This window comes from Endozoicomonas sp. ALB032, assembly GCF_049310125.1.
Taxonomy (GTDB): domain Bacteria; phylum Pseudomonadota; class Gammaproteobacteria; order Pseudomonadales; family Endozoicomonadaceae; genus Endozoicomonas_A.
In genome coordinates, this window is the sequence record NZ_JBLYNW010000001.1 from 2044240 (window position 1) to 2068415 (window position 24176).

A 24176-nucleotide genomic window follows, 5' to 3' on the forward strand; every position below is an offset into this window, starting at 1 on the left:
ACATCAGAGAGTCAATGATTCGGACGATTTTTAACTCAGTGGTGCCTGGGGATTGGTGATCAGGGCGCTTTCAGGCAGCTCGGAGAGACGGCAGATTTGCGATGACATCCGAACCCTTGTCACAAGCATCGGCACATCAATGTTAAGTACCTAACCAGTTGGTTTCGCATATTCTGGACGGCGGCTTTTTCCATCCTTCTGCGTTCCAACTCTGGTTGCGTAGCTATGGCTACGCGCCCGTCGTTGCGCCTTGAAGGATGAAAAAATCCACTCGCCAGAATATGCGAAACCAACTGGCCAGGTACTTAAGTCGTCAAAAAAACTGTTCAAAGTATTGGTTAAATAGACTGTCTTTTATTTTTTGAATTAATAAAGTTAGCTATCTATACCTACTTAATAGGGGTTGTATTTTAGATAGATCGCTTGTTTGTTTGTGACGATAAATATTTATCAAGATTTATAATTTTTAACATCATTACACAAGGGTGTAATCATGGCTGATGATAGCAGTGCCAGTAGTGAGCAGCAGTCGCAGACCTCTAGTGATTCCGAATTAAATTCAGACGTCGACACAAATCTTGAAAAAGTTCGATTTGATAAACCATCAAAATCAGTTGTCAAATCAGTGTCAGCTGATACCCAGTATCTTTTAGACTTTAATTCCGACGACGTAAAACTGGAAGTCAGGGGGCCTGACTTTGTTCTTGTCTTCCCAGATGGTGTTGAAATCACCTTGTTACTTGCGGGGGTGATGGCTGCAACAGAGCAAACACTTCAATTTAAATTCGCCGATGGCTCAGTTATCAGTGGTGATGAATTCATTTCCAAATCCAGTTTTGTTGAATCGGAAGATGTACCTGTTTCTACTCTGAAGGGACAGGAGAGTGAATCTGAAGAGGAAGAAACGCCATCAGGCAAGGAAACGGAAGAAACATCATACAGTGAAACGACTGATTCAAAGACTCAATCAAAAGCCAGCAAGGAAATAAAAAAGAATGATGAGGCGTTTAAGAAAAAACCTGTAGAAGAGGTAGAACCCCGGGATGATGATTTTACCGACACGGCGCAGGCAACCAGCACCAGCTCGTCTTCTTCGCCTCCGGTTGAAGAAGTTACTCCAACAGAAGCTGCTTCAACAACGGAAGGTACCAGTAATCTTACATTCTCGGTTTCGGTGACCAATGTCGGTTCAAGTTCTGCAGGTCAGCTCATTATTGGTGGTGGCGGCAACAACTCTTCGACCAGCCAAAGCGATCCTGAGCAGCATCTTGAGATTGAGCGCTTTGGTAGCAGCCTGGACGGAGACTCTGATGTTCAGCTCAATTACAACAGTGGCCTGGAAATTTACGGTGAAGATCCCTTACTTTTTACTGACTCATTAAACAGTAAGAATCTGGTTCTGCAGAATGATGCAAATATTAATGATATTGCAGCTATTTATGTTGAAAATATGCCCGATGGCTGGGGAGTTGCCGGTGGCGCGACTGAGGGTGACGGAAGCTGGCTGCTGCCGAGTCTGACCAATTTTATTCTGACCTACCCTACTGAAACTGACAGTCAGGTGGTGGATCTTTCCTTTAAACTGGTTCTCAAAGACGGTTCAGAAAATGAATACGTCATCCCTGTTATCCGCCGAGATGCCTCCGATCCGGGTGAACTCACTCTTTCCTCATCGGAACTTTCCCCCCTGGTACTGGATACCAGCCCAACCAGCGACAATATAACAACAGGCGACAATGATGACATCATTCACGCAGGCGTTGGTGATGACATTGTTGATGCGGCAGGTGGTGATGATTTTGTTTCCGGCGGTATGGGTGATGATCAGCTCGATGGCGGGGCGGGTTCTGACACTATTCAGTTCAGCTATGAATATGGTGCCAATACGATAGGGCCTGAAAGCGGTGTCAAAATAGACCTGGGCTCCGGGTCGGTGACTGATGACGGCTATGGCACTTCTGATGCCATTAGTAATTTTGAGAATGTCATCGGCACAATCCATGACGATACCATCACCGGTAGCGAATACATTGACGCCGACAACAGTGGTGATAATACGCTTGGCGGCCTTGCCGGCGATGATGTTATTAGCGGTTTGAGTGGCGATGACTTTCTGGTAGGTGGTGTCGGCACAGATACTCTCTTCGGCGGTGCCGGAAGTGACGTACTGGACGGTGGGGCTGATGATGACAATCTATCGGGCGGTGCGGGTACCGATATCCTGAAAGGTGGCGCCGGCGCAGACAGCCTGGACGGTGGCGCAGGTTCGGATACGGTGGATTACAGTGATGAAACCGGTTCTGTCACGGTTGATCTGGCAGGGTCGACCGCCACCGACGGCAATGGTGATACAGACACCCTGACCAATATTGAGAACATTACCGGTAGTTCCGGGGATGACCAGATTTTTGGTGATTTTGGGGCAAACGTTCTCAACGGAATGGATGGCAACGACACTGTCTCTGGTGGTGACGGAACGGACACCATAAATGGTGGTAGCGGTAACGACTACATAAACGGTAATCAGGGTGACGACCTTATTGATGGCGGTGCCAATGATGACATCATCCATGGTGGTTTTGGTAACGATACCCTCAATGGTGGTGAAGGCATTGATACGCTGGATATGGTGGGGACGGTAACCAGCCTTTTCGATACACCGGATGATATCACGATTGACCTGAGTACCTCACCGGATGGAACCGGTTCCGTTACGGTCAACAAGAGTTATGGGAGTGGCCTGTTCACTGGTGTTGATACCATCACTGGGTTTGAGAACATCACCACGGACCATGGTAATGACACTCTCACGGGGAATGATCTCGATAATGTGCTGAGCAGTGGTCGCGGCATTGACAGGCTTGATGGAGGGAATGGTCGGGATACCCTTCAGGGCGGTGCTGATGATGACACGCTAATCGGGGGCGCCGGTAATGACATTCTTGAAGGCGGTGACGGGAACGATGTCCTGGATGGTGGTTCCGGAAACGATGATCTTCGAGGAGGTGATGGCGTTGATACGGTCAGTTTTGCTGCTCTTTCCAGTGCCGTCAGTGTTGACCTCGGCGATGGCCGAATTTCCGATGATGGCCTAGGTGGCACAGATACTATTCAATCTATTGAAAATATTGAAGGTACCAATCTGACGGGGCAGGGCGACACACTGCTCGGTGATACCGGGGATAATGAAATATTCGGTCTGGACGGGGATGATACTCTGGGAGGTGGTGGGGGTACCAACAGGCTGGATGGTGGTGCCGGGAGTGATACCGTCAGTTATGGCAACGAGACCAGCGGCGTTACCGTAGACCTGGATGACACCCTGAACCCCGTTGTAACAGCGTCGGGACAGGACACGTTGATTTCCATTGAGAACCTTTCCGGTGGTTCCGGAAACGATTTTTTGAAAGGAACTTCAACTGAAAATACCCTCAGTGGCGGCAGTGGTGACGACACGCTGATGGGCCGGGGGGGTAATGATACGCTGGATGGTGGTATTAATGGCCAGACGGGTGACTGGGTCGATTACAGTGAAGCTTCGTCAGCGGTGATAGTGAACCTTTCCGGCACAGATCACACGGCTTCATACGGCATTGGTGCCAATGCTGCTATCGACGGTGACGGCGGAACCGATGCCCTGAAAAACATTGAAAATGTCACAGGCTCTGCAGGAAATGATGTTCTGATCGGCGATGAGCTGAATAACCACCTGCAGGGTGGCGATGGTAACGATACCTTCGTGGGCGGAAATGGTAGCGATATCTTCGATGGTGGCAGTGGTTCGGAGAGCGATACGGCTGACTATACGACAGTCACCGGAAATATTGTTGTTGACCTGGAAAATGATACGGCCAGCAATGATGGTTTCAATAACACTGATACCCTGACCAGTATTGAGAATGTGCTGGGAGGCTCTGGTGATGATGTTATTAGCGCCGGTACGAGTAATGAAAGTAATGTGCTCCGGGGCAATGCTGGCGAGGATCAACTGTCTGGCGGAGCAGGCGCAGATATACTCGACGGCGGTGATGGTGATGACAGACTGATTGGTGGCTCCGGAGCAGATCAGCTGATCGGTGGGGATGACAATGAAACCCATGGCGATACAGTTGATTACAGTGCCGCTGCCATTGGCCTTCAGGTTGATCTGGCCAGCGGGGTGGTGGCTGATGATGGTACTGGCAGCCAGGACACTATTTCAGGCATAGAAAATGTCATAGGCGGTTCCGGTGATGACCAGCTAACCGGCAACAGTGATGCTAATACGCTGACTGGCAATGCCGGTGATGATGTCCTCAATGGCGGCGGGGGCGAAGACACCCTGCTGGGAGGGGATGGTGACGACCGGCTGACCGGCGGCAGTGGCAATGACACTCTCAATGGTGGCATCCAGACAGCCAATGGTGATACAGCCGATTACAGTGCTGACTCAACCGATCTGAATGCGGATCTGGATACCGGTATTGCCAGCAGCACGCTCAGTGGCAGTGACACATTGGTAGGTATTGAAAATATCACTGGCGGCAGCAGTGATGACCGCCTGCTGGGGGACAGTTCCGATAACCAGCTGTCCGGCGGTGCCGGGGACGATGTGCTCACTGGCAGGGGAGGCAGCGACACACTGGATGGTGGCACCGGGAGTGATACCGCTGACTATTCTGCAAGCACCGGCATTGTTACTGTTGCTCTGGATGGCTCATTAACCAATACCAACGGCATTGATGCTAGCACGGATACCCTGATTGATATTGAGAATGTTACTGGCGGCAGCAACAACGACAGGCTGGTGGGCAATAGCGATAACAACCTGCTTAGCGGCAATGCCGGTGACGACCTGCTCCGTGGTGGTGCCGGTAATGACACTTTCTATGGAGAGACAGAAGCTGCGGGAGTTAATCCTGGCAGTCAGGACACAGATACCGTCAGCTATTCACTGGCAGCGGCAGGGGTCAGTGTTGATCTCGCTGCCAATTCAGCCAGCGATGATGGCGACGGTGGCAGCGATCAGTTGTATGGCATTGAGAATATAACGGGCAGTAATGCTCAGGATAATATCAGTGGTGATGCCGGGGACAATGAGCTTAAAGGTGAAGGAGGCGATGATATCCTTGCCGGTGGTGGCGGTGATGACGTTCTTGATGGCGGCAGTGGAACGGCTGACCAAGCGAATTACAGCAATGCAGCCAATAGCATCAGTGTAGATCTGGCTGCTGGCCAGGCTCTGGATGATGGGGATAGCGGTACCGATACCCTGATCGCCATCGAAAATGTCACTGGCAGTGATCACAATGACGATATCCGGGGCTCTTCAGATGCCAATACCCTGAGCGGGGGGGATGGTGACGACCTGCTCTTCGGTGGTGCCGGTAATGACGTTCTTGATGGAGAAAGCGGCGCTGATACCGTGACCTATGACGACTACGGTCGTTCGGTTATCGCAACGCTTGCAGATGCTGGTGATGGCCAGGCAACGGATGCCGGTGGAACGGAAACCGATACCCTCCGCAACATCGAAAACATAACAGGTAGCAGCAGTTATGGCGATACGCTGACCGGAAACAGCAGTGACAATGTTCTGTCCGGCAATGGTGGCGATGACATTCTCAGTGGCGGTGCAGGTGCCGACACGCTAAAGGGCGATGACGGCAATGACACGCTTTCTGGTGGTATCGGGGCGGATAATTTCGATGGTGGTGCGGACGTGGATACGGTCACTTATGCCGGAGTCTCCGTTGGCGTCACCGCTAACCTTCGGACTGGCCTCGGTAACGACGGTAGCGGTGGTAGTGAAACCTACAGCAATATCGAGAACCTGATCGGGGGCAGCAGTGACGATACCCTGACCGGAACTGACAGCTCCTCCCAGGGCAACGAACTCTCTGGCGGAGCCGGTGACGACGCTCTGACTGGCGGTGCGGGTAACGACATTCTGGATGGTGGCAGTCATGGTGTAGCCGGCGACACGGTTGTCTTCAGTGATGGCAGTAGTGGTGTCACGGCCAGTCTGGTTGATGGCCAGGCCACTGATAGCGAGGGCGGCCAGGACGTTCTGCAGAACATTGAAAATTTAACCGGTACCAGCAGCGATGACAGTCTGACCGGTGACGCATTAGACAACGTGCTTAGTGGTAATGCCGGTACAGATACATTGCTCGGTAATGGCGGTGATGACACCCTCAATGGTGGTAATGACAACGATATCCTGGTGGGTGGGGCCGGTGCAGATACCCTCAATGGCGGAGCGGGCAGTGACACGGCGGATTACAGTGACAACACCAGCATTGTTACGGTTGACCTGTCACAGGCGAGTAACAAGGTGACTGAAGGCGGGTTCATTACCGATATCCTGAACGACATCGAAAATGTTACCGGCGGCTCCAACAATGACACCCTGAGAGGTGATGATGATGCCAATGTCTTGACCGGCGGGGACGGTGACGACCTGCTGGTGGGTGGCCGTGATGACGATGAGCTGGTCGGCGGTGATGGTATTGACACGGTGGACTACGGTACCAGTAATCAGGCTGTCACCGTGAACCTGAACCTTGGCACTGCGTCTGATGGCTTTGGTTCCTCGGATACATTGAGTGGCATTGAAAAAGTTATTGGCAGCGACCATGACGATAGCCTGACCGGAAATAACGATGATAATGAGCTGTCTGGTGGTCTGGGCAGTGACAGCCTCGTGGGTGGGGGCGGCAATGATATCTTCCGTGGCGGCAGTGACGGTGCCAGTGAGAACACTGTTGATTATACCGATGCGGCAGCCGCTGTAACCGCGAGCCTGACGGACGGTACAGCGACAGACGATGGTGATGGTGGCCAGGATACCTTCCACGATATCGATAATATTCGGGGTAGCAGCCACGACGATGTGATCATCGGCGACGCTAACGTCAATGATCTTTATGGGGGAGCAGGGGATGACACCCTGACAGGACGGGCAGGCAATGACCGTCTGGAAGGTGGGGGCAACACGGCGGTGGGCGATACCGCCGACTACTCTCTGGCGGCCAGTGCAGTCACTGTCGATTTGTCTATCGGCAAGGCGACGGATGACGGTGATGGTGGTGGTCAGGATGACCTGATCGGGATAGAGAATGTTACCGGCAGCGACGGTAATGATGTGCTGACAGGTGACACGGCTGCCAACAGGCTGCAGGGTGGCGACGGTGACGACAGTCTGAAAGGCGGACAGGGTGATGATTCCCTTGAGGGCGGTGACGGCTCCGATACGCTGGTAGGAGGAGAGGGAGTTGACACCATCGACGGTGGCACGGGTGTGGACACGCTCAGTTACGCTTCTGATCAGGACACCAACAGCGACGGTATGGGTGTGGTAGTCGATCTCTCTGTTGACCAAGCCACCGATGGCAGTGGTGCTACTGATAGCGTCACTAATATTGAAAATGTCACCGGCAGTGACTTTAAGGACACCCTGACCGGTGATGCCAATGCTAATACCCTGGCTGGCGGCCTTGGCGATGATACTCTGGCCGGTGGTGCCGGAGCAGATACACTGGATGGCGGAACTGAGGGTAGCGACGGCGATACAGCGGATTACACCGATGCATTGGGGGTTGTTACAGCAGACCTGTCAGGCGCAAACGATACGGCCATTGTTGATGGCGATGCCACTGATACCCTGATCAGTATTGAAAATATCACCGGCAGCCAGTTTGCCGACACGCTGACCGGTGATAACAATGCCAATACTCTGCTGGGCAATGGTGGTGATGACACCCTGATGGGGGGGCAGGGAGAGGACATACTGGCCGGTGGTGCCGACAACGACACACTGGACGGGGGATTGGATGCTGACACCCTCAGGGGAGAAGCGGGCGAGGATACCCTGGTCGGTAATGAGGGTGACGATATCCTGGAAGGCGGTGACGATGCAGACCGCCTTGAAGGCGGCACAGGTGCCGACCAGTTGCGAGGCGGCGCTGGCATTGATACCGCCGTATACAGCAATGATGCCAGCGGTATTACTGTGAACCTTGCTGATGCCGCGCCCAATGCCACCGACGGTTCAGGAGCTACGGATACCCTGGACAGCATCGAGAATATTGTCGGCAGTGCCAGTGCTGACAGTATTACCGGTGACAGCCAGGTCAACCTGCTTCAGGGGGGCAGTGGTGACGATACGCTGCGTGGTGGCGATGGCGACGATACCCTTCAGGGGGAAAATGATGCCGACACGCTCTTTGGTGATGCGGGCGATGACACTCTGGAAGGCGGTGGTGGCGACGATACCCTTGATGGCGGCCTCGGCAGTGACAGCCTCGACGGCGGTAGCGGTAATGACACTGTTGATTACAGTCTGATGTCCGCCAGTGTGGTGGCGGATATTTCCGGTAGTGTCGATACGGTCACCATTGGCAGCGACACCGATACCCTGACCAGTATTGAGAATATTAACGGCAGTGATCACTACGATACGCTGACGGGTGACGGCGGTGTCAATATCCTGCAGGGCAATGATGGTAACGATACCCTGAGCGGCAATGACGGTGCCGACCAGCTATTCGGTAACGAGGGTGATGACACCCTGCAAGGCGGCAGTGGCAGTGATACTCTCAATGGCGGTGCTAACGGGGAAACCAACGGTGATACGGTTGACTACAGCAGTCATAGTCGTGCAGTAACGGTTGATCTTGACAGCGGTACTGCCACCGATGGAACTGCCGATACTGACACCCTTGTCGATATTGAAAACATCACAGGCAGCGGGCTGGGTGATACCCTGACCGGCGATATTCACGACAACCTCATAGCAGGCAGCGGTGGTAGCGATACCATCGACGGCAATAGCGGTGATGACCACCTTCAGGGGGGCAGTGGCAATGACGTTCTCATTGGTGGCCTCGGCAGCGATACCCTTGATGGTGGCACCGAAACGGACACGGCGGACTTCAGAGCGGCTATTGGTTCGGTCAATGCCAACCTGTCTTCCGGCACTCCTCAGGCGTCAGTGAGTGGCGACGCCACGGACACACTGATTAGCATTGAAAATCTGCGAGGCAGTAATCAGGCCGATACCTTAACCGGCGATAACAACGCCAATGATCTTCATGGCGGTCAGGACAACGATACCCTGACTGGCAACGGTGGCGTTGATCGGCTCTATGGTGAAAGTGGTGATGACACCTTGGTCGGTGGCGATGGTGCGGATACTCTCGATGGTGGTAGTGGTGGTGAATCGGCAGGGGATACGGCAGATTACAGCGCCCGAAATACGGCGGTGACCATCAATCTTCAGAACCAGTCCCTGAACGATGACGGTAGTGGTGCTCAGGACACTCTGGTGGATATAGAGAATGTCACCGGTGGCAGTGCCGACGATACGCTCACGGGGGATGCCGCAGACAATGTGCTGACCGGGGGCGGCGGCGATGACATTCTGGTAGGCGGTGGCGGTCAGGATCGGCTGGTAGGCAGCGGCGGTTCTGATGTGGATACGGTGGATTACATTGGTGCTGCTGGTGCCGTGGTAGCTGACCTGTCCAACTCGCAAGCTAGTGATGATGGTGATGGCAGTTCTGATGATTTGATTGATATTGAGAACCTGATCGGTAGTAACAACGGAGACTCCCTGACCGGTGACGCTGAGGCCAACAAGCTTGAAGGGGGTGCCGGTGACGACACGCTGAAGGGTATGGGTGGCAACGATGTTCTGGAAGGGGGGGCGGATAACGACACCCTCAGTGGTGGGGCTGGCACTGACAATCTCATAGGTGGTATAGGTACCGATACGGCAGATTACAGTGATGCCCAGTCCGGAGTGACGGTTGATCTTTCCGCAGCCTCGAACCAGACTTCTGACGACGGTGATTCTTCCAGCGATACCCTGGACAGCATTGAGAATGTTACAGGCAGCCTGAATAACGACACACTGACGGGAGATAACCAGAATAATACTCTGAGCGGGCTGGATGGCAGCGACATCCTGTCTGGCGGAGGCGGGGCGGATACTCTCGAAGGCGGCAATAACGACGATACCCTGCGTGGTGATAGCGGTAACGACGCGCTGAAAGGGGGCAACGGGAGCGATACCGCTGATTACAGCGGAGTCACCGGCAGCGTCACTGCCAGTCTGTTAAATAAGCAGGTCTCCGACGATGGCGATGGTGGTCAGGATACTCTGGACAGTATTGAGAACCTTATTGGTGGTACGCTCGGCGATAACCTGGCGGGTGATAACCAGAATAATCGGCTGGAAGGTCGTGAAGGAAGCGATGTTCTCAGGGGCGGCCTGGGTGATGATGTATTGATTGGTGGCGATGATGCTGGTACGACTGACCGGGCAGATTATGATGATGCCTCGGCTGGTGTCACCGTTAACCTGACCACAGGCAATGCATCGGGCGCCAATGGTAATGACACTCTGAATGGCATTGAGGATATCAAGGGCAGCAACCACGATGACACACTGACCGGAGACAGTGCAGCTAATGTTCTGGAGGGGCTGGACGGCATCGACATCCTCTATGGTGAAGGTGCAGACGATACGCTCTATGGTGGTAACCAGAACGACACTATTTTCGGCGGTGACGGTAGCGACACCATTCGTGGCGAGGATGACAATGACACGATCAGCGGAGGTGCCGGAAACGATGATCTGGATGGTGGCGCTGATTTTGACACTCTGGATTACACTGACCACACCAATAACCTGACCGTAGACCTGAACAACTCCACGGTTAACGCCGACTCCAACAATACCGATACCATCAGCAATTTTGAAGCGGTCATTACTGGCAGCGGTGACGATACACTGACCGGGACAGCGGATGCCAATACCCTCAGGGGGAATGTCGGCAATGATACTTTGACCGGTGGCGATGGTGCCGATTCTCTCGAAGGCGGAACCGGCAATGACGTGTTTATTGAGGGGGGTGGCAGCGACATTATCGATGGCGGCGATGATATTGATACTGTGGATTACAGCTTGCTGGGTTCAGGTCAGTCAGTTCAGGCAACACTGGTTCTGGGAGGGGACGGCTCGGCTGTGTCGGGATCTGACACCGATACGCTTCGTAATATTGAGAACATCATTGGTTCTGATGCGGCGGATACCCTTACAGGGAGTAGCGCAGATAACCAGCTATCCGGTGGTTCGGGGAACGATACGCTGACCGGTGCTGCGGGCGATGACACACTTGATGGCGGTGATGATACCGACACCGTTGATTATTCCGCAAATACCAATGCCCAGGCCGTTGTTATTGATCTGGCCAACCAGGCTATTAACGATGATGGTCTGGGAGGCAGTGATACCCTGAGCAATATCGAGATTATCCAGCTTGGTGCAGGAAATGATGTCGCCACAGGCGATAGTCATAACAATGAATTTTACGGCAACGACGGCACCGATACCCTCAGTGGGGCCGATGGTGATGACCAGCTCTACGGTGGTAATAAGGATGACATCTTGCGGGGTGGTGCAGGAACCGACTTACTGGATGGCGGTTTGGGTACTGACACAGTGGATTACACTGATGCCACCGCAGCCGTTGAAGTGGACCTCTCCGCAAACCGAGCCAAAGAGCAGGGTATCCTCACAGACACGTTTAATGATATCGAAAATATCTTGTCCGGTGATCACAATGACACTCTTATCGGCGATGGCGACGTCAACCGCATAGAAGGTGGAGCGGGTGATGACAGTATTACTGGCAATGCCGGTAATGACCAGCTGTTTGGTGATGACGGCGCAGATACCTTCTACGAAGGTGCAGGCAGCGATACCATCGATGGTGGCTTGGGTATTGATACGGTGTATTACAGCTCGGTATCAGGTGTTGAGCTGACGGTTGATCTTGATGGTGGCTCAGGTTCGGGGTCTGCCGTATTCAGTGGCGGCAATTCAGATGTTGATACCCTGGTTGATATTGAAAATATCGTCGGAACTGACAATAACGATACCATTACCGGAAGCAGCGAAGTTAATGAACTGGATGGTGGCGATGGTGATGACTGGCTGGTAGGTGAAGCTGGCAATGATACCCTCAGAGGCGGTGGTGGCACGGATACCGCCGACTACAGCTACCAGACCAATAACGTCCTGATTAATCTGGCAGACGATACCAATAATAATGATGGTCATGGTGATCGGGACAGTCTTGTTGATGTTGAGAATATCGTCAGTGGCTCCGGTAACGACACTCTGACCGGTGATTCTGCCAACAATACGCTTGATGGCGGGGCAGGCGATGATACTCTGTCTGGCGGCTCTGGCAACGACACCCTTACCGGTAATCTTGGCAGTGACACGGCGGATTATCGGGACGCTGTATCCAGCCTGACGATTGATCTTTCTGCTGGCGCTCCGATCAATGATACTCTGGGCGGTCAGGATACTCTCCAGTCCATTGAAAACCTGATGGGCGGTGACCATGCCGATTCGCTGACCGGCGACAGCATCAGTAATGTTCTCTGGGGGGGAGATGATAACGACACCCTGAATGGACTGGGAGGCGCCGATACTCTGGAAGGGCAGGAGGGTAATGATACCCTCGATGGGGGAGATCTTGACGACACCCTCAGAGGCGGTAATGGCGACGATACGCTGATCGGTGGTTCAGGTAATGACAATCTGCAGGGTGATGCCGGGACTGATACCGCAGATTACAGTGCTCAGACTCAGTCTGTCACCATCAACCTTCTTGATCAGTCACAAAACAACGATGGCCAAAGTGGCCAGGACACCCTCTCTAATATTGAAAACCTTTCTGGCGGCAGTAACGACGACACGCTGACCGGTGATAATGCCGACAATACGATTCGTGGCAATGCCGGTAACGATACCCTCAGTGGCAGTGGCGGTGCTGATCAGCTCATAGGTGATGCGGGTGATGATACCCTGCGAGGCGGTGCTGGCAACGACACCCTTGATGGTGGTCAGGGTGCCGGAGATACGGCAGATTACACAGGGCATGGCAGTGCTGTCACGGTAACACTGACCAGTGGCGGTGCCGGCAGCGGTACAGCCACTGATGCCGCCACCAGTGACATCGATACTCTGGCGGGTATCGAAAACCTCACCGGCAGCAGTAATGATGACACGTTAACCGGTAATGACCTTGCCAACACTCTTCATGGCGGTGACGGTGCGGATACCTTGATCGGTGGAGACGGCGCAGATACCCTGCGTGGCGGCGATGAGACAGCCGATAACAGCCTGAATGATACTGCCGATTACAGCGGCGCCTCCGGAGCCCTGACCATTGACCTGGCCAATGAAGAAGCCACCGATGATGGCTACGGCAACCGTGATGCAGTGATCGATATCGAAAGAGTAGTTGGCACTGCTTATGATGATTCGATTCGGGGGGATGCTGAAAGTAACCAACTCACCGGCGGTAACGGCAACGATACGTTTTATGGTGCTGGAGGGGTTGATACGTTTTTCGGCGACGCTGGCACTGATACTGCCGATTACAGCGATGCCGGTAGTGCTGTCAATGTGAACCTGCTTAATGGAGTAGCTACTGACGATGGCGATGGTGCCAATGACGTACTCACAGGCATTGAGAATGTTATTGGCTCTGCCAACGCTGACACCATAGAGGGTGATACTCAGGCGAACCAACTGGAAGGTGGCGATGGCGCCGATACTCTGACCGGTGGTGATGGCGATGACGTGTTGCTGGGTCAGGACGGTGACGACATTCTTGAAGGGGGCCTTGGTGCTGACACACTTGATGGTGGGCTGGGTAATGACCGGGTGGATTACAGCGCCTTCGCCGGAGCACTGACTATTGACCGCTCAGGAGGCGGAAATAGTTTTCAGGTCGATCTCGGTGGTGGCAATGTTGATACCCTGACCAGCATTGAAGACCTGGTGCTGGGTGCGGGTGATGACCATATCATCGGTGATAGTGGAGACAACCGTTATGACGGTGGAATAGGTAATGACAAACTGGAAGGCAGGGGCGGAAACGATACCCTCAACGGCGATGAAGGCGATGACACCATCAGCGGAGGCAGTGGCAGTGACACTCTCGATGGCGGTGAAAGCGCCAGCGATAACGATACCCTGGATTATTCTGACAATACCACAGGCCTGACGGTTGACCTGGGTTCGTCTTCGGTGGTGGACGGGGCCGATACTGACACCATTGCCAATTTTGAATCTGTGCTGGGTGGTTCCGGTGATGACATCCTGACAGGTACCGCAGAAGTCAATATTCTGGATGGTCAGGACGGTGATGACATTCTTTATGGCAAGGCCGGTGCCGATACCCTGAGGGGCGGAAACCACAGCAGTAACGGTGATACCGCTGATTACAGTACCCATGGCAGCGCAGTCACGGCTACGCTGACTGCCAACGGTAACGGAACAGCTAACGATGGTACCGATACCGACAATCTGGAAGGTATAGAGAACATCAGCGGCAGTGCTTATGGCGATACCCTGACCGGTGATAACAATGCCAATACCCTCAATGGTAATGCTGGTATTGATACCATTAATGCCGGTGGTGCAGCAGATACAGTCAATGGTGGTGATGGTGCGGACATAATTGATGGTGGTGCCGGTGCGGACACACTTCATGGGGACGCTGATGGTGACACTGTCAGTGGTGGCGATGACAACGATACCCTCTTCGGCGATGCTGGCAATGACACTCTGAATGGCGATGCCGGGGATGACACTCTTTATGGTGGAACCGGTGACGATACCTTGGATGGAGGCAGTCATTCCAGCAATGGTGATACCGCCGATTACAGCGGCAAGTCGGCAATCACTGTTGATATGAACCTGGGCAGTAACCAGGTCAGTAATGACGGTGAAGGTGGTCAGGACACGCTGCTTAATATTGAAACTATTATCGGTACTTCCAACAACGACAGCATGACCGGCAATGCTGACAGCCACCGGTTTGAAGGGGGCGGCGGCGATGACAGCCTCTCAGGTGGCAGTGGCGATGATGAGCTGGTTGGCGGTGATGGCAACGATACCATTGACGGTGATGCGGATAACGATGATATCGAGGGTAATGCCGATAACGACATCCTGACAGGGGGTCAGGGTGAAGATTTCCTCAAGGGTGGCACAGGTCAGGATACTCTTTCAGGTGGAACCGAGAATGACACGCTCTGGGGTGAAGACGGTGATGACACTCTTGATGGGGGCGGCGGTGATGACTCCATCAACGGTGGGGCAGGAACCGATACCCTGTTATTAACCGGGGCAACACAAGCGGTCAATATTGATCTTCAGGCCGGTACGGCAACCAACGATGGCTATGGTACCAGCGACTCCAGTATTACCAATATTGAGAATGTTACGCTTGGCGCTAACGGTGGCGTCGTCACGGGTAGTGCCGATGATAATGTGCTGACCGGAAGCACTGGAGTCGATCAGTTCCATGGCGGTAGCGGCAATGACAGGCTGGAGGGCCATGACAACGATGACCTGCTCTACGGAGATGCCGGTCAGGACACGCTGTATGGTGGTGCCGGAGCAGATACCCTTGAAGGGGGTACGGAAAATGACACCCTCTATGGCGAGGCAGGCAATGATACGTTGCGTGGCGATGCCGGTCAGGATCAGCTCTTTGGCGGTGTCGGCAATGATACTCTGGAGGGGGGGAATGACGACGATACCCTCGAAGGTGGCGCCGATGACGATACCCTCCACGGTGGTGACAACAATGACACGCTGCGTGGAGAGGCCGGTGCTGATCAGCTCAACGGTGACGCTGGTGATGATGTGCTTGAAGGAGGGGATGGCATTGATACCCTTAACGGCGGTGATAATGACGATACCCTGCGAGGAGGAGCGGGAGGCGACACGCTGAACGGGGATTCCGGTGATGACACCCTGGTTGGCGGAGCTGGTAATGACAGTCTCGACGGTGGTGTCGGCACAGCGGACTGGGCCGATTACAGCGACGCTATCGGTGATGTTACCGCTGATCTCAGCGACCTGGTTGGCACCAATGCCGAAGATGGCCAGGGTTTCAGCGATACTCTCGTAAATATTGAAAATATCCGTGGTGGTGCCCATTCTGACGACCTGACAGGGGACGCCAACGCCAATCACCTGGTGGGTAATAGCGATAATGATACCTTGTCCGGTGGTGATGGTGCGGATCATCTGGAAGGCGGTGACGGCAATGATTATCTGACGGGCGGTGCCGGTGCCGATACGCTGGATGGCGGTGAAGAGGTCGGAGACAATGATACCGTTGACTATGCCAGTGAAAGCTCGGCAGTCACCGTAGATCTGTCCAGTGTTTTACAGACGGCAACCGTCAGCGCGGTGACAGACACCCTGTCCGGTATTGAAAGTGTGGTCGGAGGCAGTGGTGACGACATTCTCACCGGTAACGGCGACACCAATGTATTGCAAGGCAATGTGGGTCAGGACACGATTGAGGGTGGTGCCGGTGATGATACGCTGCAAGGTGGTGCTGATAATGACACCATCAATGGTGGTCTGGGCGATGACACTATTGACGGTGGCAGTGGTAATAATGACCTGCTTGACCTGAGCATGGCAACCCACACCATTAACCTTAACCTAGGAAATGGAAGCGCCACTCAGGATGGTTATGGCTCATCCGATAGCAGTATCACCGGGATTGAAGACGTTACCGGAGGTGGTCAGGCCGATGATATTACCGGCAATGCTTTGGCCAATATTCTGCGTGGAGGGGGGGATGCTGATCTTCTGAAAGGTGGTTTTGGCAACGATACTCTCTATGGTGACAGTGGTGCAGACACGCTGCAAGGCAACGCCGGTGACGATGACATATATGGGGGTACCGGTAATGATACGGTCAGCTACGCTGACGGTGGTGCGGTTAATGTCAATCTGAGCACTGGCATAGCCACCGGCAATGGCACCGATAACCTTTACGAGATCGAAAATATTACCGGCAGTTTCTCCGACGATACGCTGACAGGTGACAGTGGCGATAATACCCTCGATGGCAGCTCGGGGGACGACATACTGATCGGTGGTGCCGGTAATGATGTGCTGGAGGGAGGAACTCACAGCAGTCTGGGTGATACGGTTGATTACAGTGGCGCTACCAGCGGCGTGACCGCTAATCTGACCAGTGAGACAGGCAGTAGCGTTGATCAGGGCACCGATACCCTGAAGAATATTGAAAATATTATTGGCAGTAGTCAAAACGACGCACTGACCGGCAGCAGTGTCAGCAATTCGATCAATGCGGGTACCGGCGCAGACACCATTTATGGCAGTGATGGTAACGATACTCTTGATGGTGGTGGCGACAGTGACACGGTGGATTACAACACATCCCACTTCAACAACTCTGGTAGTGGTTTAACCATCACTCTTAACGGTTCTGCCAACGGCACTTCTGTTCATGGTAGTGATACTGACACGCTCAAAAATATTGAAAATGCCACTGGCTCCGGTAACGCCGATACCCTGATCGGAGACAGTGGCAATAATACCCTCAATGGTATGGCTGGCGACGATATTCTGGAAGCAGGCACCGGGACAGACACTCTCGATGGTGGCACAGGTTCTGATACTGCGGATTACAGTCGTCATGCTAATTCCGGTATCACGGTTGTGCTCAATGGCAGCGCTAACGGTACCGTCAATGATGGCACTGATACAGACACTCTTCGCAACATCGAAAATATTATTGCCACAGATGGCGCCGATACCATCACGGGTGATGATGAGGACAATACCATTAACGCCGGTGATCAGAATGACACGATCCACTCAAGTAATGGTACCGACATTCTGGATGGTGGCAGCGGCACGGATACTATCAACTACAGTACTAACAGCAGTGGTGTGACCGTCACTCTGGCTGGCGCATCTGATGGCTCAGTAGCCAAGGGTGGTAATACCGATACTGTCCGTAATGTGGAAAATGTCGTTGGTACTGCTTTTATCGATACCATGACCGGTGACAGCAACAGCAATAGTCTCAGTGGTGCTGGTGGCAACGATATATTCTATGGCAGCGGTGGCAACGATATTCTGGATGGCGGGACAGATACTGATACCGTGGATTACTCGGCGGATACTGGCGGTGTCATTGTCACTCTGGCCGAAACCGGCAACGACGGTACAGCCACCACTTCTGCGGGCACGGACACCCTTCGTGAGATCGAAAATATTATTGGCGGTAGCGGGGACGATTTGCTCATCGGTAACACTGCCAGCAACGACCTTGATGGTGGTGCCGGTGATGACACGCTTCGCGGTGGTGCCGGTGCTGATATGCTTGATGGCGGTGATGACATTGATACTGTTGATTACAGTCAGGATTCAGGTGCAGTTTTTGTTAATTTAACAGGAGGAAATGCCACAGATGGTAGCGGTGGCATCGATACGTTGACAGATATCGAAAACATTACTGGCTCCGACAATGCATTAGGCGACCAGCTGTATGGTGATGCGTCAGCCAACACCATCAACGGGGGAGATGGAGGAGATACTATTTTCGGTGGTGCGGGTGCTGACACCATTAACGGGGGAGACGGCGACGACAACATTAACGGTAATCAGGACGATGACACCATTACGGGTGGCGCTGGCGATGACATCATCCACGGTGGCTTCGGAAACGATAAATTAGATGGCGGAGCTAATACTGCGGCGGGCGATACGCTGGATATGGTGGGTAACGTCACCGGACCTGGTGACACACCGGATGATATTACTGTCGACCTCTCTGCCACTGCAGATGCTGATGGTTACATCACAGTCAACAAAAGTTATGGTGGCGGAGCCTCTACCGGTAATGACAAGGTCAAGGGTTTTGAGAATGTCACTACCGACCACGGCAACGATACCCTGATTGGTGACAGCGCCAACAATATTCTGAACAGTGGTAGCGGTAATGACACACTCCGGGGTGGAAACGGAAGCGATACTCTCATTGCCGGTTCCGGCAACGATATTCTGGAGGGTGGTGCCGGGGCCGACATACTGAACGGCGGGGACGATGAGGATACTGTTGATTACAGCAGTGAATCCAGCGGCGTCACGGTTAACCTGGACACTGGCGTGGCCACCGACGGTGGCGGCAGTAACGACACCCTGACCAGTATCGAGAAGGTGCTGGGCTCCAGCAGTGGAGATAATCTCACCGCCTCCAGCACGATAGCTAACGTACTGGAAGGTAATGCGGGTAACGACACCCTAACGGGCTTTGCTGCTGATCAGCTTATTGGCGGAGCTGGTGACGACACTCTCAATATTGATCTGGCAGCCCTGCAAAACAGCGCCACACAGGTAGATGGTGGAGCTGACAGCGACACGCTCAGTCTTAATAACGGTGGCAGTTGGGATCTGGGTAATTACACCAGCCTTATCGATAATTTTGAAAAAATTGATTTCAACGGAGGAAGTGCCGATACCATCACTATCTCAATGGATGATGTCGGTGCACTTTCCGGAAGTAACAGCCTGACCATTGATGTTGATAGCAGTGATGGTATTACTGTGAATGATTCGACCAGCAGTGATACCAGTGATGCCAGTCAGCACATTTACCATGACAACAGTGGCAATACCATAACAGTCAACTTCCTCTGATGGATTCAGGCCAGTAGGTTCAGAGGGCGCCAGGATAAATAAAAGAGCGCCTCGTATGCTTAAATTTCACCTCAAAGATTGTTTCCTCAGCGTTTGCCATTATATGGGTGCCGATGTTGTCAGTGAGGATTTAGAGGCGCTCACACGGGAAGGTCAGGAGTTTGATCATTGGCGTCTTAAACAGGCCGCCGCCTACTGTGGCCTGGACATGAGGAAAAAACACAGCGAACTCATTGATATTACAGAAGATGACTTACCCTGCATCATTCAGTTAAAGAAAAAAAAATTCATGACTATCACCGAAATTCGCAACGGTGAGTATTTTGTGGCGTCACGAAAGTACCCTCTGGGGTTATGGCTGTCTTTGTCGCGATTGTCATCGGTTTATACCGGCACGATTTTCTGTTTCAGTGAACACAAGGAAAAAGCCACTGCCAGCAAGCTATTGATGCCTTCCTGGTTTCGCACACAGATGAACGAACTCCGACCTCACTACGCCCAGGTATTGCTGGCGACCGTGATGGTCAATCTGCTGACTCTGGCGCTACCGTTATTCACCAACATGGTGTTCGATAAACTCATCCCAACCTTTGCTACAGATACGCTCCTGGTTCTGGGGATGGGTATGCTGGTAGTGGTTATCTTTGATTTTGTCTTGCGCTGGCTTCGCACTTATTTTGTCGATGACGCCTGCCGGATTATTGAAAAACGCAGCGAACAGTTCATCATGGGGCGTCTTCTTCAGTTGAAACAAAGTGAACTGCCGGACTCTGCGGGTCGCATTACCCATGCCGTGGAAAATTTTGCCCGGGTTAAGGAATTTCTGTCCGGAACGATAGTGTTATCACTACTGGATGCGCCATTTTTTATTCTGTTTACACTGGTAATAGGATTGATCAGTGGCGTCATGGCACTCATTCCTCTTGGCATTGCGGCCTGTCTGATACCGATTGCGATATACAGTTATCGAAGTACACGACATCGTGCCAGTCAGCTGACCCGGGCCAATAATGCCAAAAGTGCTTTTCTCTATGAAGTCAGCTCAGAGCTGGAAGCGATTAAAACACTCGGTGCAACACGCAAGACTCAGGCGCGCTGGCGAAGTCTGGTAACCCTTTCTGCCTGGGCATCGCAGGCCAGTAAACAGTCTAATGTTTTGCTAAACACGCTGGTGGCAAGTGCCAGCCAGAGTGTGGTCATCGGTATGCTTATTGTGGGTGTATTCCAGATACATAGCGGTAACCTTTCTTCTGGCTCCCTGTTTGCCTGCATTATTCTTGGAAGCAGGGCTGTTGCGCCATTGATGAGTCTGGCCATGGCAGTGAATCGCCTGAGCTTCTCCATCAAGGCGCTAAAAGAGATTAACGAACTGTTAGGTCTGGCAGGAGAGGATGACCTCAACGATAAACTCAATGTTCCAACCCTGAAAGGACTGATTGAATTCGATAAAGTGTCCTATCGATATAAAGCCACAGAACCAGAGATTTTGAAAAATATCAGTCTGAAGATCGAGCCGGGGGAACGAGTCGCGATACTGGGCGCTTCCGGCTCAGGGAAGAGTACGCTCATCCGCATGATTCAGGGACTGGTAGAGCCGACTGAAGGTAATGTTATGATTGACGGTCGCAATCTGCAGCATCTTAACCTGGATCATTACCGCAGCCATTATGCTGTGGCACCGCAGAAGCCTAGTGTGTTCGCCGGAACACTGAAAAGTAACCTGATGCTCGGACAGCGTGCAGCATCTACTAAAAAGCTGGACGAAGCCTGTCATGGGGCTTGTCTGGATGGATTTGTTCAGAAGTGCTCCCGGGGCTACGCCCATGAAATCATGGAACGGGGCGAGAATCTCTCCGGTGGTCAACGACAGGCGCTTTGCCTGGCTCGTGCGCTAGTGCGTCAGAGTCGTTTACTGATCCTTGATGAACCAACCAGTGCCTATGACAATTATAACGAAACACTATTCTGTCAGCGTCTTCCGGGCATCCTGAAGGACGACCAGACACTGATTCTTATCACGCACCGGCAAAACCTGCTGCAATTGGTGGACCGGATTATCGTGATATCCGAAGGTCGTATTATCGGTGACGACAGTCGCAGTCGAGTGCTGAAAGAGCTGAATTATCAGCGGTCAGCAACATCATCAGCACCGACTGCATAATCAAAAGCCCTTTTAATGGGAGGGAGCGAGGTGCGTTTCAGTCTGACTTTTCCCTGCCAGCGACCCGCTTGACCCGGTTGGATAGCCGGATTATTAATGCCGATGTAATAAAATTGCTGTGCCTTGCCTGATTTCAGCTTCGGGAAGGTATGCTGCCTGATCAGTTCGCCATTGGGTGCAACGAAACTCAATGTTACCTGATCACCCATTGACAGCCCGATGAATCGAACCCAAAAAAACAGGCGCGGGTTTTTGTCACCCGAACCGTCATTAAAATTTCCGGTTTCAATCGCCTGGTAGTTGTCCGGGGGGGTATGACTGAAACCATGATCCAACAGCCGACCCGGGAAGTAGGCTACCTTGTTGCCTGCGATCCCGAGCCACTGACTGTTGAGGGTATCCCCACATTTGCCTCTGTCCGGTTTTCCTATGAACGGGTCGATCGTCTTATTGTGATGTGTCACCTGAAAATGAACATGGGGAAATTCGGTTAATCCGGACAGGCCGATTTCACCCAGTGGCTGTCCCTGGATAACCCGGTCACCTTTTTTGATGGTCAGACTGTCTTTTTTCAGGTGGCCATAAATTGTGCGCCAGCCGTCCCGATGCTGGATAACAACGGCATTACCCAGACCGATCTGTTTTATTTCCTCACGTCTTGCCGGGTCCAGATAAGTATCTGTAATGCCATCTCGTGTCGCGACAACCTTGCCATTGGCTGCTGCCAGCACAGGAACGCCCTTATCCATTTGAGGCAGGTTGACCAGCCTGATGTCGGTACCAGAGTGGCCGTCATAGGTTTGCTGACGGCACTGGTAGTCGCTGAAGCCAGCAGTGGGGTCATGATCAACATAGTTCTGGATAAAGCAATCAACACCATATCGACAAGCCACCGGGAAAATAAAATCCGGACTCTCGTCAGCCGAAGCGGCCAGACTCCAGACCAGAGCAATGATATGCCGATGAGCTCTCATTGCTCATTTGCCTTTAATTCTGGCTCTTACATCCTTAATTGCTCTGGACATGGAGATGAACATCTTTTCCATTCGTGATTGTCTGATTTGGCTGTCCTGATTATCTTCCTGAACCTTATCGGAAAGTGCCTGTAACTGCTGAGAGACGCCTTTAAGTTCGGTAGCAGAGGCGTCTGTTTTCTGCGAGATGAACGCTTTTAGCTCGGAGACCTGCTCAGTGGTTTTCACATGACTACGCCCCAGCGCTCTCTGCTCATCCAGCAGGGCGTTGACAATCTGAACCAGCCGATGCTTGCTCTCCTGGACGGCCCCCAGTGCTTCTGTGCTGGCATCGGTCTGAGTCGTGAACAACTGTCGTAGTTTTTCTGATTCCTGTAGTTGCAATTGCGTCTGGGCTAACTGATTCGATTGAAGCTCGGCAGAAGTTTCAATATGTTGTTCTGCTCGCAGTAAGGATTCAGACAGCTGAGAGGTCTCAGTCTTCAGCTCAAGGTGGTTATTTTTGAGTAAAGCGATCAGGCTTTGCCACTGTCTGTCATTTGCAGACTGAATGCTGATTTTCTTCAGAGTATTGGCGATGGTGCCGAGCTGGGTGGTAATCTGCTCCAGTTGCCCGTTTCCCAGGACTGGAGTGGCGGTGGTTGCAGCCGCTCCACCATTAGAATTTCTCTCAACTGTGTGCTCAGCCAGCCAGTTTTCCATGGCAGAGGTGAAGTAATGGCCAGCCTTGTCGAGACTGAGCAGAAAAATACCCAATACCAACGAAGTGCTCAGTCCCATAAGGGAAGAACCGAAGGCGGTGCTCATTCCGCCAAGAGGTCCTTCCAGACCCCTGATCAGCTTGATCAGGGTTTCCATAATATCTCCACCATCTAGCCCACCCGCCAGATCAGACAGGATGCCCCCGATGGAGCCAATGGTGATGGTCAGACCGAGGAAAGTTCCAAGTAGCCCGATAAAAACCAGAAGATCGGTGAAGTAGCGAATGAAGGCGGACTTTTCACTCATACTGTCTTGCAGGGAGTCTATCAGGGCCCGTGTTGCAGGGGCCGAGAGTCGGATAACACCCAGAGATGCCACGTTGTTTTTGAGCAGGGTGACGGTTGGCCCCATCAGGTGCATCTTCAAGGGTACGGGTTCATTCTGCTCTTGCTTGTTGTTATCTCTTTGGTCGTTCTTATTGTCCAGATCGTCTTTGCTTTGAAACAGGATCTCATCCAGTTTGGCAACCACCAGAACATCATCTTTGAGTTGAAACACATAAAGGAAACAGAGCACCGAACCGATTATGAACACCGATAAAATCGTACCGTTCAGGGGCAGGTTCGACATAAGTGCCGTGATAAAAAAATCCCTGGAAAAATACACCAGAATCAGACTGGCTACGACGACAAACTGCATTCGCCTTATGAAGCTCACTATTCTTTTCGGGTCGGCAATATGCAGCTCAGACATGTCCTTATTATCCTGTTTTGTCCGTGTTGCCCGTTGT

4 protein-coding genes are annotated in these 24176 nt (G+C 52.6%); 2 read left to right on the forward strand and 2 right to left on the reverse strand.

The window, feature by feature from the left end; translation table 11 throughout:
• The first annotated feature begins 493 nt into the window (after nt 1-493).
• Nucleotides 494-19549, forward strand: coding sequence for a hypothetical protein (locus ACO6VG_RS07260; RefSeq protein WP_422473297.1), 19056 nt, complete (start codon nt 494-496; stop codon nt 19547-19549).
• 55 nt (nt 19550-19604) lie between these two features.
• Complete coding sequence (locus ACO6VG_RS07265; RefSeq protein WP_422139525.1) at nt 19605-21710, forward strand: peptidase domain-containing ABC transporter; 2106 nt, start codon at nt 19605-19607, stop codon at nt 21708-21710.
• Here the strand turns inward: ACO6VG_RS07265 and ACO6VG_RS07270 are convergent.
• Entirely contained in the window at nt 21674-22684 is a 1011-nt protein-coding gene (locus ACO6VG_RS07270; protein WP_422139526.1) for a M23 family metallopeptidase, read from the reverse strand. The two genes, ACO6VG_RS07265 and ACO6VG_RS07270, sit on opposite strands and share 37 nt — an antisense overlap.
• Nucleotides 22685-22687: 3 nt before the next feature.
• Complete coding sequence (locus ACO6VG_RS07275; protein WP_422136310.1) at nt 22688-24139, reverse strand: hypothetical protein; 1452 nt, start codon at nt 24137-24139, stop codon at nt 22688-22690.
• Between the last annotated feature and the right edge of the window lie 37 nt (nt 24140-24176).